General features: G+C 68.0%; 14 protein-coding genes. All 14 read left to right on the top strand.

The features are described 5' to 3' along the window. Positions 1–1,743, top strand: coding sequence for a flagellar basal-body MS-ring/collar protein FliF (gene fliF, locus ABIC16_RS02755; protein ID WP_277970514.1), 1,743 nt, complete (start codon positions 1–3; stop codon positions 1,741–1,743). Beyond that, positions 1,740–2,747, top strand: a complete 1,008-nt coding sequence (gene fliG / locus ABIC16_RS02750) for a flagellar motor switch protein FliG (RefSeq protein ID WP_277970515.1) — start codon at positions 1,740–1,742, stop codon at positions 2,745–2,747. The genes fliF and fliG overlap by 4 nt, the downstream gene beginning before the upstream one ends. Further along, the gene (locus ABIC16_RS02745) at positions 2,740–3,474 is read left to right on the top strand and encodes a FliH/SctL family protein (RefSeq protein WP_354289957.1); all 735 of its coding nucleotides are present in this window, start codon (positions 2,740–2,742) and stop codon (positions 3,472–3,474) included. Before fliG ends, ABIC16_RS02745 begins: the two co-directional genes overlap by 8 nt. A 70-nt stretch (positions 3,475–3,544) precedes the next feature. Further along, positions 3,545–4,873: a FliI/YscN family ATPase gene (locus ABIC16_RS02740; RefSeq protein ID WP_354289956.1), complete on the top strand. Its 1,329-nt coding sequence runs from the start codon at positions 3,545–3,547 to the stop codon at positions 4,871–4,873. Further along, complete coding sequence (locus ABIC16_RS02735) at positions 4,866–5,282, top strand: hypothetical protein (protein WP_354289955.1); 417 nt, start codon at positions 4,866–4,868, stop codon at positions 5,280–5,282. Before ABIC16_RS02740 ends, ABIC16_RS02735 begins: the two co-directional genes overlap by 8 nt. Before the next feature lie 41 nt (positions 5,283–5,323). Then, entirely contained in the window at positions 5,324–7,237 is a 1,914-nt protein-coding gene (locus ABIC16_RS02730; RefSeq protein WP_354289954.1) for a flagellar hook-length control protein FliK, read from the top strand. An 18-nt stretch (positions 7,238–7,255) separates the two neighbouring features. After that, a complete protein-coding gene (locus ABIC16_RS02725) occupies positions 7,256–7,858 on the top strand; it encodes a flagellar basal body-associated FliL family protein (protein WP_354289953.1) in 603 nt (200 codons plus the stop codon). Between the two features lie 3 nt (positions 7,859–7,861). Further along, on the top strand, positions 7,862–8,842 hold the full coding sequence (locus ABIC16_RS02720; protein WP_354289952.1) for a flagellar motor switch protein FliM: 981 nt from the start codon (positions 7,862–7,864) through the stop codon (positions 8,840–8,842). Continuing rightward, positions 8,839–9,141, top strand: a complete 303-nt coding sequence (fliN, locus tag ABIC16_RS02715; protein ID WP_010161280.1) for a flagellar motor switch protein FliN — start codon at positions 8,839–8,841, stop codon at positions 9,139–9,141. Before ABIC16_RS02720 ends, fliN begins: the two co-directional genes overlap by 4 nt. Positions 9,142–9,147: 6 nt before the next feature. Next, positions 9,148–9,408, top strand: coding sequence for a FliO/MopB family protein (locus ABIC16_RS02710; protein WP_277970522.1), 261 nt, complete (start codon positions 9,148–9,150; stop codon positions 9,406–9,408). Next, positions 9,405–10,223, top strand: coding sequence for a flagellar type III secretion system pore protein FliP (gene fliP / locus ABIC16_RS02705; RefSeq protein ID WP_354289951.1), 819 nt, complete (start codon positions 9,405–9,407; stop codon positions 10,221–10,223). Before ABIC16_RS02710 ends, fliP begins: the two co-directional genes overlap by 4 nt. 4 nt (positions 10,224–10,227) lie before the next feature. Then, positions 10,228–10,497, top strand: coding sequence for a flagellar biosynthetic protein FliQ (locus ABIC16_RS02700; protein WP_277970524.1), 270 nt, complete (start codon positions 10,228–10,230; stop codon positions 10,495–10,497). Positions 10,498–10,668: 171 nt separating this feature from the next. After that, positions 10,669–11,448 carry a flagellar biosynthetic protein FliR gene (gene fliR, locus ABIC16_RS02695; RefSeq protein ID WP_354289950.1) on the top strand — a complete coding sequence of 260 codons (780 nt, stop codon included), beginning with the start codon at positions 10,669–10,671 and terminating at the stop codon, positions 11,446–11,448. Continuing rightward, positions 11,448–12,575: an EscU/YscU/HrcU family type III secretion system export apparatus switch protein gene (locus ABIC16_RS02690; protein WP_354289949.1), complete on the top strand. Its 1,128-nt coding sequence runs from the start codon at positions 11,448–11,450 to the stop codon at positions 12,573–12,575. The genes fliR and ABIC16_RS02690 overlap by 1 nt, the downstream gene beginning before the upstream one ends. Positions 12,576–12,587 lie beyond the last annotated feature (12 nt).

The following is a 12,587-nucleotide window of genomic DNA, read 5'->3' as shown; positions in this document are numbered from 1 at the left end:
ATGAGCAACGCCCTCACCCCTTCGCCGCAGCCGCAACTGCCCGCCACCGTCGCCTCGCTCGTGCCCGAGCGCTTTGCCAATCCGCTCGCACAGATGCAGGGCCTGCTAGCGCAGCCTGCGGTCCGCCGCAGCCTGCCGATGGTGCTGCTCGTCGGCCTGCTCGCCACCGCGGCTGCCGCGTGGATGATGCTCGCGACGCCGACGCAAAAGACCCTGTTCTCGGGGCTGTCCGACGCCGACAAGGGCTCGGTCACGACCGCACTGACCACCGCCAACATCAAGTCGCACATCGACGATTCGACCGGCGCAGTGACCGTCAACGAGGAAGACTTCTCCCGCGCGCGTATCCTCCTCGCGGGCCAGGGCCTCCCCAAGGCGGCCCCCGGTGGATACCAGATCCTCGACAACCTCCCGATGGGCGTGTCGCGCGCGGTCGAGGGCGAACGCCTACGGCAGGCCCGCGAAACCGAACTCGCGCGCTCGATCCAGGAAATCGACGCGATCGCCGAGGCGCGCGTCCATCTCGCGACGCCCGAAGCCTCGGTATTCGTGCGCGACAATGCCGCGCCGTCCGCCTCGGTGATCGTCAAGCTCCAGCCCGGACGCAGTCTGGGCGATGCGCAGGTCTCCTCGATCGTCAACCTCGTCGCCTCCTCGGTCCCGGGGATGAAGCCCGAGAACGTCACGATCGTCGACCAGATGGGCGGCTTGCTCACCAAGGGCGCGAACGAAAGCGCGATCAGCGCCGCGACCGACGAACGCATCGCGTTCCAGCGCCGCGTCGAGGAAAAGTACCGTGCGCAGATCGTCCAGTTGCTGACCCCGTTGGTCGGCGCGGGCAATTTCACCGCCGAAGTCCAGGCCGACGTCGACCTCAACGAGACGCAGGCGACCAAGGAAAGCTACGACAAAGCTGGCGCGCTGCGTGTCGAGCAGGGCCAGTGGACCAGCAACGGCAAGGACGGCGGGCAGGCCCCCGGCGGCATCCCCGGCGCGCTGTCGAACACCCCGCCGCCAGCTTCGACGCTGACGACACCACAACCCGCGCCGACGCCCGGTGCCCCGGGTGCGCCAGGCGCAACCGCGCCAGCTGCCGCTACGGGGCCCGCAGCCGCCGCAGCGGGTGCAGTCAGCGATGCCCTCAAGGCCAGCGACCAATATTCGCGCGCTTACGATCTCGGCAAGGAAGTGTCGGTCAGCCGCACCGCCCCCGGCGCGATCACGCATCTCTCGGTCGCGGTCCTGCTGCGCGACCCCGAAACCGGCAAGCCGCGCGGCACGGTGGAAATCCAGCAGATCACGCAGTTGGTGCAAAGCGCGGTCGGCTACAACCAGCCGCGTGGCGACGTCGTCACCGTCATCAGCCGCAAGTTTGCTGGTGCCTCGGCACTCGACGACAAGCAGCCGTGGTACGAAGCGGGCTGGCTCCCTGTGGTGGCGCGCAACCTCACCGCAATCGTCGTCGCGCTGCTGGTGCTGTTCCTCGGCGTCCGCCCGCTGGTCAAGGCGATCGGCAAGAAGAAGGGCGAGGATACCGCCGCAAGCCAGAACGGCCTCCCGCGCGACCTGCTCGGCGAAGCGCAGGGCGGTGGCCTCGCCGCACCGCAGACCGGCGCGCCCGTCACGATCGACGCGCTCGAAGGCGCGCGCAGCTATGACGAGCGGATCGGGATGGTCCGTGGCTTTACCCGCGACAACCCCGCGCGCGCTGCGCTCGCCGTGCGCGACATGATCAAGTCATGACCCCTGCTGTCCGCAGCTATACCGGGGTCGAGCGCGCCGCGGTGCTGATGATGCTCGTGGGCGAGGAAGAGGCTGCCGCAATCCTGCAGAAGCTCGATCCAGAGGAAGTCCGCCAGCTCGGCAAGGCGATGTTCGCGGTCGCGGACGTGAGCGAGGCCGAAGTCGCCGACGTGCTCGACGATTTCGTCGGCCATGCGCGCGAGCGCACCGCGATCGGCTTCGACCCGCGCCCGCGGATCGAGGCGGTGATGACCCGCGCGCTGGGCCAGGAAAAGGCCGACAGCGTGCTTGCGCGGATCGTCCCCGCCGAGGACGCCTGCCAGCTCGACCTGCTCGACTGGCTCGACGCTGGCGAGATCGCGTCGATGATCGAGAAGGAACATCCCCAGATCGCCGCAGTCCTGATCGCCAATCTCGACCCCGCGATCGGCGCGCAGGTGCTCGAACTGATGCCCGATGCGGTCCAGCCCGACATCCTCCACCGGCTCGCACGGCTTGGGCCGATCACGCCCGAGGCGGTCGAGACGCTCAAGACCATGCTCGCCAACCGCACCAGCACCGGCAAGGCGCAGGCGGGCGTCACGCTCGGCGGCACCAAGGACGCCGCGAAGATCCTGTCGAGCGGGCGCAAGGCGACCGAACTCCGCGTCATGCCCAAATTGTTCAAGATCGACCGCGACGTCGCCAAGGCGATCGAGGAAGCGATGTTCGTGTTCGACAATCTGCTCGAGCTCGACGACAAGAATCTGGGCACGCTGATCCGCAACATCGACAGCGACGTGCTGACGCGCGCCTTGAAGGGCGTCGACGAAAGCATTCGCGCGCGCTTCCTCGGCTGCATGTCGAGCCGCGCCGCCGACGGCATCCGCGACGAGATGGAATCGCGCGGGCCGATGAAGCTTTCCGAAGTGCTCGATGCACAGAAGATCATCATCCAGATCGCGCGCAATCTCGCCAAGGACGGCACGATCCAGATGGGTGGCGGGGAGGACGATTATGTCTGAGTTCGTCGCGGGCTTCTCGCCGCGCAGCCAAGGGATTGCGGATGCGCTCAAGGCCGCCTTCGCCCCACGCGTCGGGGGCTTCGCCGCCGCTGACCTGCGCGAACGCGCCGGCGGTCACGGCCCGGTCGCCTTCGCGGTCCGGCCCGAGGGACCACGCCACTTTTCCCCCGCCGACCGCGATGTGAACCCGACCGAGGGCTGGGATCCGTTCGACGCGGATGCAACGCCTACGACGCCGTTCGTCGACCCGGTCGTCGCCGCGCATGCTGCGGGTTATGCCGAGGGCATGGACGCGGCGCTCGCAGAGGTGGCCGCGAACGTCGAACGCGACCATCGGCTGCTGACGGAGCTCGCCGCCGCGCTCCAGGCGGGCGAACGCTTCGACCGCGAGGCAACCGCACGCCGGTTGCGCCAGACCGTGATGTTCCTCGTCACGCAAATCGTCGGCGACGTCGGGATTTCGCCCGAACTGCTGGCACGACGGATCGATTCGGCGGCAGAGCTGCTCAGTGACGGCGCGGAATCGGCGATGCTGCGCGTGAATCCGGCGGACGTCACGCTGCTGGAGGGCAAGTTGCCCAAGCAAGTCTTTGCGGTGGGCGATGCGGCGGTTGCGCGCGGGTCGTTCGTTCTGGAAAGCGCCTCGACGATCGTCGAGGACGGGCCGGAACTGTGGATCGAACAGCTCGGTGCGGCGATCGACCGCGTTGCGGTGCCGACGCACTGATGGTGCACGCCCCCCTCCATCCGTGCGAGCTGAGCGGAGGCGAAGCCTCGCCTGCCCAAGAGGCCACGCCATGCTGAACCGCTTCACCGGCGATTATCTCGAAGCCCTCGGCCTCCCGGATTTCGCGCCCCGCCCCAAGGTCTCGGGCCGTCTGGCTTCGTTCGACGGCCTGTTGATGGAGGCCGTCGGCCTCACTGTCCCGGTCGGGACCGTCTGCCAGGTCGGCGATTCCCGTGCCGCGGTCGAGGCCGAGGTGATCGGCTTCCGCAATGGCCGCACCCTCTTGATGAACTTAGGCGGCCCCGCCGCCTTGCTCCCGCAAGCCCCGGTCCGTCCGCGTGGCGCGCCGGGCGAGGCGGAGGTCGGCGCGGCGATGCTCGGGCGCGTGGTCGATGGCACCGGCAACCCGATCGACGGGCTTGGCCCGATCCGGGGTGCCGGGCGCTGGCCGCTCGCGGGGAAGATGCAGTCGCCGCTCGATCGCGGGCGCGTGCTCGAACCGCTCGATGTCGGCGTCCGCGCGATCAATGGGTTGCTTACCGTCGGCCAGGGCCAGCGGATCGGGATCATGGCGGGTTCGGGCGTCGGCAAGTCGGTGCTGCTCGGGATGATCGTCCGCGCAGCACAGGCAGACGTGATCGTCATCGGGCTGATCGGCGAGCGTAGCCGCGAAGTCGCCGACTTCCTCGAAACCAAAGTCGCGGGCGCGGCGCGCGCGCGCTCGGTCGTCGTCGCGGTACCGGCCAACCATTCGCCCGTTCTCCGCATCCGCGGCGCGTTGCGCACCCACGCGATCGCCGAGGCGTTTCGCGCCGAGGGCAAGAAGGTCCTGCTCATCATGGACTCGCTCACCCGCGTCGCGCACGCCGGGCGCGAGATCGGCTTGGCGCTGGGCGAGCCAGCCTCGGCGCGCGGCTATCCGCCGTCCGCGATCGCGATGCTCCCCAACCTCATCGAACGCGCGGGCGTCGACGTGCATAGCGGCGGGTCGATCACCGCGATCTATACCGTGCTCGCGGATGGCGACGACGGCAACGATCCGGTCGTCGACAGCGCGCGCTCGATCCTCGACGGGCACATCGTGCTGTCGCGGCAATTGGCCGAACGCGGGGTCTATCCCGCGATCGACATCGGTCCCTCGGTCAGCCGCGTGATGACCGACATCGTCGACAAGCCGCACCAGCGCGCCGCGCGCGTGCTGCGACGTCACCTCGCGACCTATGAGGAGAATCGCGATCTCGTGCTGATGGGCGCGTATCGCTCGGGCGCGGACCCAGCGATCGACGCCGCAATCGCGTGCCACCCGGCGGTGCTCGAATACATCAAGCAGGACCCCGACGAGACCGTCTCGCTCCCCGATGCTGCGCTCGAACTGATCGGCGTGTTCGGCGATGCCTAAGTCCAAGCTCGACCGGCTGCTCCGCGTCCGTACGCTGCAACTGGGGCTCGTCCAGGCCGACGAAGCCCGCGCGCGCGACAAGGCACACGCCGAGACGACGCTCCACGGCCGCATCGTCCAGCTGTCCGAGAATGTCGCACCCACGGTCGCCCCGATCGGCGCGTCCGCGCTTGGGGCCGCCGCGCATTTCCGCGAACGCCTTCACCGCTCTGCCGAAGCCGCCGAGGGGCGTTTGCGCGCGGCGAACGCCGTCGCCGCGCGTGCCGTCGAGGCGACCCGCGAGGCGCGCCGCGACCAAAGCGCGATCGAGAAACTGATTGCGCGCGCGGATGCCGAGGCCGCGCTCAAGGAATTGCGCGAGATGGAAGCAATGCCGCCGACCCGCGTGATCCGGCACGATCCTTGCTGAACCGCTGACGGGTGCCGCTTCCGGCCCCGCTGGATGCCTGCATGACCGACCTGACCACCCTGCTGTTCCCGACTGCCACGGCAGCATCATCGCTTGCACCCGCTGCACCGGTGTCGGTGACGGGCGCGCCCGGCATGGCGGGACAGTTCGCGCAGACGCTGGGGGACATGCTGGCAGGGACGACACCGGTCACCATGCCCGCCGCCGCACCCGCCACCGTCACCGTGCCGCCCGATCCCGCGCTGCCGCTCCCTGTTCTGGGCTTGGTAGGACCCTTGCCAACTGGCAAGCTGCTGGCAACCGGCATGATCGACCGGCAAGCGCTTGCCGACGACGGCAACGCGGTGCCTGCCGAACCCGCGCTCCAGCTTCTCGCCAACCCGGCATGGCGCGCGACCGTCGTCGCGCCGGCGTCCCCGCCCCGCCCCCCAATATCGTTGCGCACCGCGCTCGAGCGTGCCGCCGCACAGCTTGCGACGCCCGTCGCCGCCAAGGCCGCGCGCGACGCGAGCGCGATCCCGACCACGGATGCCCCCGCCGAGGAGACTGACTCGGGATCGGTGCTGTCCGACCCGGCGACTCCCGATCCCTTGCCCGCGCCGTCGGCGCTCGACCTGCTCGCCAGCGCACCTACGACACTGCCGATCGCTATGTCCCACCACGACCGCACCAGCGATGCGGACGGGAAGAAGGACTCGCCCGGTCCGGTCGTAGAAACGGCGATCGAGCATGTGGCTGGCGCCCCAGCTGCCATCGCCACGCGCGCCGTCGCGACGTCAGCGATGCCGACGCGCGCGCCCCTGCCAACGCACACCAGCGTCGACCCCGCCCCGGCGACGCCGCTGATCGACAGCCCGGTCCGTGATCTGGCGCCTTTCGCACCGGCCAGTGCACCGCCGCCAGTCCCGCAAGAACGGGCGACCGCCCTGCCAGGCCCGCAAGACACGGCGAGCCCGACGCTACCCGCTACGATGCGTGCATCACGCCCGCTGCCGCCGGACCGTGCCATCCTCACCGCGCTCGGGGCGCTCCCCAATCCAGTGCGCGACGCCAGCGCGGAGACGGCGTTGGCCCCTACCGTCGTAGGAGCGGTGCCCGAAGCCGCACCACAGGTGGCACCGACCGCGAACGCGCACGGCGCGTCCAACGCACCGCAACCGCCCGCCGCCAACGCAGCGTCGGCGCAATTCCCGGCGACATCCGCGCGCGCCACCGCGACGATCCTCACGCCGGTGGCCGGGCATGCCGCCCCCACGACGTCCGACGCTCCTGCACGCAATGACATCGCGCCGGTCCGGCTCGAGCGAAGCGTCGCGCCGCCGATCGCCGTCATGAACACGCCGCAACCCGCCGGGCAGGTCTTCGCCGCCGCGCTCGCAACCGCCGCGACGTGGCGAGACCGCCCCGCCGCCGAGCGGACCGATCCCGCAGCCCCCACGCCGCCGATCGGCCTCGCCACCGCGATCGGTCTTGGCGGCACGACGCCAGTCCAACCCACCGGCGACGCGCAGCGTGCCCCGCTCGACCTCACGCAGGACAGCGGCATGCAGCGGATGATCGACCATATCGAAGTGCTCCGCGACGACGTCGATTCGCGCGACACGCGGATCCGGCTGGTCCCCGATGCGCTCGGCAGCGTCGACGTCGCGGTGCGGCAGGTCGGCGAGCGAATCCATGTCAGCTTCACCGCCGAACATGAGGCGACACGCGCGCTGATCGCCGATGCGCAGCCGCGCCTGACCGAACTCGCCGCCGAACGCGGCGTGCGGATCGCAGGGTCCAGCGTCGCGACCGACGCCAACCCAAGCGCGTCGCAATCTGCGGCGCAGGGACAGGGCCAGCCCCAATCCCAGAACCAGTCCCAGTCGCGCCCCAACGCCCCGCACCAGCCGCCCCGCGCGGCTGCGCGGGCGCAGCGCGACGCCGAAACCCCCGAGGACCAGCGCCTCGCCTAACCCCCAAGGAAGCAGACCATGAGTGAGATCGTCGAAGAGAAGGCCAAGAAAAAGAAGAAGGGCGGAATGATGAAGATCATCCTGATCGTCGTCGGGCTGCTGGCGCTGGTCGGCGGCGGTGTCGGCGGCACGCTGTTCGCGGTTAACGCCGGGCTGATCGGCGGCGGCGGCAAGCATTCCGAACCCGAAGGCCCACGTCTCGTCCCCAAGAGCGAGCAGAAGCGCGTCGGTGAAGGTGGCGAGGGCGGTGAGGGCCATGCCACCGCGGGCAACAAGCCGCCGATCGGCACCGGCGGAGACAAATACGCGTCCAACTACTACGCGATGGAAAAGGAGTTCACCTCCAACCTGCAGGACAGCGTCCATTTCGTCCAGGTCGGGGTCGCGGTGTCGACGCCGTATGACGATTCGGTGATCGAGAACATCAAGACCAACGAGATCGCGGTGCGCTCGTCGATCCTGATGGCGCTTGGCGACACCACCGAGGAACAGGTCTTCACCAGCGAGGGCAAGCGCCAGCTGGAGCGTCGGGTCGCCAAGGCAATCAACGATACACTCAAAGAAAAAGAAGGATTTGGGGGAGTCGGTAACGTTTACTTTACCAGTTTTGTTGTTCAGTGACGCATGGTTAACGAGGCATCAGCAACGGCGGACGAACGCCGCGGACGGGCACGGGGTGCGGGTGCTGGCGGGAGCGCGCAGCACGTCGCGCTCGGGGCCACCAACCTCAATCCGTTCGGCGATCTGCACACCGTCCAGCATCTGTCGGCGCGGCTCGCGCGCGGGGTGCGCGGGGTGTTCGAGCCGTTGCTGCGCCGCGAATGCCGCACCTGGGCCGAGCCGCTCGTCGTCCAGCGGCTCGCCGATTACCGCGCGGAACGCCCCGACGGGCTGACCGCGTGGCTGCCGATGGCAATGGCGCTCGGCGGCGCACCCGCGGGCCAGGCGCTCGCGGTGCTCGACGGACGGTTCGTGCTCGAACTGCTCGACCTGTTCTTCGGCGGCACGGGGCACGCCCCGGCGCAACTCCCCGCCGAATTCACCCCCGCCGCCGAAGTGATGGTGACGCAACTCGGCAAGCTGCTCGCCGAGCCGATGCGCGCCGCGTGGGAACCGCTCGCCCGCCTGACGTTCACTGCGGGGCATCTCGAGCTCAACCCCGCGATGCTCGCGGATCTCGATGCGGACGATGCGCTGGTCATCACGCGCTTCGGCATCGCGGTCGATACCGCCAAGCCGGTGTTCCTCGACCTGCTCTACCCGGTCTCCGCGTTGAAGCCGCACGGCCCGTCGCTGACCGGAAAGGTCCACGGCAAGACCGCCGAGCCCGACCCGAGCTGGCGCAACGGCCTCACTCGCGCGGTGATGGACGTGCGCTTCCCGATCCGCTCGGTCCTTGCCGAACCGATGGTCTCGCTCAGCCTGCTGATGGGGCTGAAGGAAGGCGACGTCATCCCGATCAACGTCGGGTCGGACGTGCCCGTGATGGTCGGTGGCGACCGGCTCGCGCTTGGCACCGTTGGCACGTCGAACGGCAAGGCCGCGATCAAGCTCAACATGATTTGTTACGACATCGACAGCGACTTCAGGGGCAATCTGCAATGAGCGACATGAGTTCAACCCCGTCGAGCGGCTTCCCGCTCGATGCCAGCCTCGCGGCGAACTTCCGCCTGTTGCAGGATGTCGATGTCAAACTCACGGTCGAGATCGGCTCGACCTCGCTGACGCTGCGCGAACTGCTCGCGCTTGGCGAAACCAGCGTGATCGAGCTCGACCGTCAGGCAAACGAACTGCTCGACGTGCTCGTCAACGGCACGCTGATCGGTCGCGGCGAAGTCGTGATGGTCGGCGATCGCTTCGGCGTGCGCATGACCGAACTGGTTTCCCCTGAGAAGCGGGCCTGACGCGCGATGATGTGGTCCTATGTCCTGAAGCTCGTCATCCTGCTCCCGCTGGTCTGCGGGTTGATGATCGGTTGCCTGTATCTGTGGCGTCGGTTCGAGGCGCGGATGCCCGGGCAGCCTGCCAACCGTCTGCTCAAGGTCACCGAGACGATGATGATCTCGCCGACCGTGCGGCTCGCGGTGCTCGATTTCGAAGGGCGTCGGCTACTGGTCTCGGTCAGCCGCACCGGGATCACGCTGGTCGATCGCGGAGGGCCGTCGGCGTGATCACGAGCGTTCGTTTCGACTGGCGCAAGCTGCTGCTCGTGGCGCTCGCGATCCTGTTCGCGGTCGTCCTGGCGCATCCCGCGCTCGCCCAGACCGCCGCCGCAGCGGCCACACCCGTTGCCCCCGCGCCCGGCGTCGGTGACGCGGCGGATCGTGCGCTGAAGGATCTCGGCGGCGGCAATGCGCCGCTGTCGCTCAGCCTTCAGTTGCTCATCGTCATGGGGCTGCTGACGATCCTCCCCGGCATCCTGCTGATGATGACGAGCTTCACGCGGATCATCATCGTACTGTCGATCCTGCGCCAGGCATTGGGGCTTCAGCAGACCCCGCCCAACCAGGTGCTGGTCGGCCTGTCGCTGTTCCTGTCGTTCTTTATCATGGCGCCCGTCATCAGCCAGATCAACGCGGTCGCGATTCAGCCCTATTCCGAGAGCCGGATCGGCGCGACCGACATGATCAAGGCGGGCGGCGTTCCCTTGCACGCCTTCATGGCGAAGCAGACGCGCAAGAAGGACATCACGCTGTTCGCCGGGATCGCCAAGAGCGGACCGTACCAGAATGCCGCGGACATCCCCTTCTCGGTGCTGCTCCCCGCGTATGTGACCAGCGAGCTCAAGACCGCATTCCAGATCGGTTTCCTGGTCTTCCTCCCCTTCATCGTGATCGATCTCGTCGTCGCGACGGTGCTGATGTCGCTCGGCATGATGATGCTGTCGCCGACGATCATCTCGCTCCCGTTCAAGCTGCTGCTGTTCGTCCTCGTCGACGGCTGGGCGCTGACGATGGGGTCGCTCGCCAATTCGTTCGTGAGCTGATTCGATGGATGCGGAATATTTCCTCACGGTCGCGCATCAGACGATGTGGGTGCTCGCACTCGCCTCCGCGCCGATCCTGATCCCCGCGTTGCTCGCGGGGCTGCTGACCGGCATGATTCAGGCGGCGACGTCGATCAACGAGCAGACCTTGTCGTTTGTGCCGAAGCTGATCGTCGTCGGCATTTCGCTGCTGGTGTTCGGATCGCTGATCATTGGGCTGCTGAGCGATTTCACGATCGGCATCTTCGAGCGGATCCCGGATCTGGTGCGCTAAAATGCACGCATGCCCCTCGCCGTGTTCCTGCGAAGGCAGGAACCCAGAGCTGCGCGGACCAACCGCCGTTGGTTCGCGGGACTCTTGGACTCCTGCTTTCGCAGGAGAACGGCAAGGGTTGCGCAAGAGCCTGGCCACGTTCGGGATACCCGCTTTGGAAGGGCATCGCGCATGGGCCCGCTAGGCCTCGGCCTCTCGATCGAGCCCCAGATGTGGGCGTTGATCTTCGTGATGGTCCGGATCAGCGCGGCGTTCATCGCGGCCCCCGTATTCAGCGCGGTGTCGATCCCGCTGGTCGTGCGCGTCTCGCTGTCAGGGGCGATCGGCGTGCTCGTGCTCGGGTCGCGGACCATCACCCCGCCCGAGCACATCTTCGCGCTCGCAACGATCCTCGCGGTCGCAGCCGAGGCGCTCGTTGGCCTCGCGATCGGTTTCATCCTGCAAATCGCCTTCGCTGCGCCCGCACTCGCGAGCGAATTGATCGGTACGTCGATGGGGATCGGCTTCGCGTCCGCGATCGACCCGCAGAACGGCAAGTCCACCCCCGCGCTCGGCCAGTTCTTCACGATGATGCTGACGCTGCTGTTCCTGAGCGTCAACGGCCACCTCGTCCTCGTCGAGATGATCGTCAGATCCTATGACGCGCTGCCCCCCGGCGCAGCGTGGCTCAAGCCCGCGCAGCTCGAGAACATCGCCTTGTTCGGCGGCTATACCTTCCTCGCAGGACTCCTGCTCGCGCTGCCGGTCGGGTTCCTGCTGTTGTGCCTCAATCTGATCGTGGGGATGATCTCGCGCTCGGCCCCGTCGCTCAACCTGTTCGCGGTCGGCATGCCCGCCAGCCTCGCGGTCGGCGTCATCGCGCTCGCCATGGCGTTCCCGACGATGGGGGATTACATGCTGGTGATCGTCCAGGAAGGCCTCGCCGCCGCGCAGAAGCTGGTGCTCGGCTGATGTCGGAGGAAGGCGGCGAACGGACAGAAGCCCCAACCGCGAAGCGCAAGCGCGACGCAGTCGAAAAGGGCGACATCCTCAAATCCCGGGAGTTCGCCACCGCGCTCGTCATGCTCGCCGGCATGGCCTGGCTCGCGCTGATGGGGCCGTCGCTGGTCGGTGCGTGCAAGGAGATCATGGCGGCGAGCTTCTCGTTCGACCACCGCGACATCGAGGATTTCGACCCGTTCCGCCCGCTTGCGCAAAGCGGTTGGAAGATCGCGCCAGCGCTGATTTCCTTACTCGCGATCAGCTTCGTAGCGGCGATCCTCAGCCAGGCGGGGCTCGGCTATCTCGGCTTCAACGCCTCGCTGCTCGCGCCCAAGGCATCGCGGATCAACCCCGCATCCGGATTGAAGCGCATTTTCGGGCCGCAGGGGTGGATCGAACTCGGCAAGGCGCTGCTCAAGGTCGCGTTGCTCGGCAGCATCGGCTGGTATCTCCTGGGGCAGGTCGCGCACATGTCGATGGGCCTGTCGTCGAGCAGCTTCAGCACCGCGGTCGCCACGTTGACGGGGACGTTCCTCACCGTGTTGTTCACCATGGCGTTCGGCATGGTCGCGATCGCCGGGATCGACGTCCCGCTCCAGCTGTTCCAGCGCCTCAGCAAGCTGCGCATGTCAAAACAGGCGATCCGCGACGAAAACAAGGAAACCGAAGGCTCGCCCGAAGCCAAGGGCGCTCTCCGCCAGCGCCAGCGCGAGATGTCGATGCGCAGCATGCGCAGCAGCGTAGCGGAGGCGCACGTGATCCTCACCAACCCGACGCACTTCGCGGTCGCGCTGCGTTACGATCGCGAGAACGATCAGGTGCCGGTCGTCGTTGCCAAGGGCCGCGGCGTGGTGGCGCTCGCGATCCGCGAACTGGGTGCGGAAACGCGGATCCCAGTGCTCGAATATCCCGCACTCGCCCGCGCGGTCTATTACACCAGCCGCGAGGGGCAGGAAGTGCGCGACGACCTGTATGTCGCGCTGGCGACGGTGCTGGCGTTCGTGTTCGGCCTCAACGCCGAGGCGGGTGGCCTGCCGCCGCCGATCTTCGTCCCTGAAACCGCGCGCTTCGACGAGAATGGCGTGAAGACGGCGTAAGCCCACCTTCGG

Origin of the sequence: Sphingomonas sp. PvP055 (genome assembly GCF_040546365.1) — a bacterium.
In the GTDB taxonomy this organism is placed as follows: domain Bacteria; phylum Pseudomonadota; class Alphaproteobacteria; order Sphingomonadales; family Sphingomonadaceae; genus Sphingomonas; species Sphingomonas echinoides_A.
This window is presented reverse-complemented; position numbering and strand designations above follow the sequence as displayed.

Excerpts from the sequence above, each read along its gene's own strand:
- fliG (WP_277970515.1), top strand. The coding sequence starts at position 1,740 with ATGACCCCTGCTGTCCGCAGCTATACCGGGGTCGAGCGCGCCGCGGTG.
- fliR (WP_354289950.1), top strand. The coding sequence starts at position 10,669 with ATGGGCCCGCTAGGCCTCGGCCTCTCGATCGAGCCCCAGATGTGGGCG.
- ABIC16_RS02710 (WP_277970522.1), top strand. The coding sequence starts at position 9,148 with ATGATGTGGTCCTATGTCCTGAAGCTCGTCATCCTGCTCCCGCTGGTC.
- ABIC16_RS02720 (WP_354289952.1), top strand. The coding sequence starts at position 7,862 with ATGGTTAACGAGGCATCAGCAACGGCGGACGAACGCCGCGGACGGGCA.
- ABIC16_RS02740 (WP_354289956.1), top strand. The coding sequence starts at position 3,545 with ATGCTGAACCGCTTCACCGGCGATTATCTCGAAGCCCTCGGCCTCCCG.
- ABIC16_RS02735 (WP_354289955.1), top strand. The coding sequence starts at position 4,866 with ATGCCTAAGTCCAAGCTCGACCGGCTGCTCCGCGTCCGTACGCTGCAA.
- ABIC16_RS02690 (WP_354289949.1), top strand. The coding sequence starts at position 11,448 with ATGTCGGAGGAAGGCGGCGAACGGACAGAAGCCCCAACCGCGAAGCGC.
- ABIC16_RS02730 (WP_354289954.1), top strand. The coding sequence starts at position 5,324 with ATGACCGACCTGACCACCCTGCTGTTCCCGACTGCCACGGCAGCATCA.
- ABIC16_RS02700 (WP_277970524.1), top strand. The coding sequence starts at position 10,228 with ATGGATGCGGAATATTTCCTCACGGTCGCGCATCAGACGATGTGGGTG.
- fliN (WP_010161280.1), top strand. The coding sequence starts at position 8,839 with ATGAGCGACATGAGTTCAACCCCGTCGAGCGGCTTCCCGCTCGATGCC.
- fliF (WP_277970514.1), top strand. The coding sequence starts at position 1 with ATGAGCAACGCCCTCACCCCTTCGCCGCAGCCGCAACTGCCCGCCACC.
- ABIC16_RS02745 (WP_354289957.1), top strand. The coding sequence starts at position 2,740 with ATGTCTGAGTTCGTCGCGGGCTTCTCGCCGCGCAGCCAAGGGATTGCG.
- ABIC16_RS02725 (WP_354289953.1), top strand. The coding sequence starts at position 7,256 with ATGAGTGAGATCGTCGAAGAGAAGGCCAAGAAAAAGAAGAAGGGCGGA.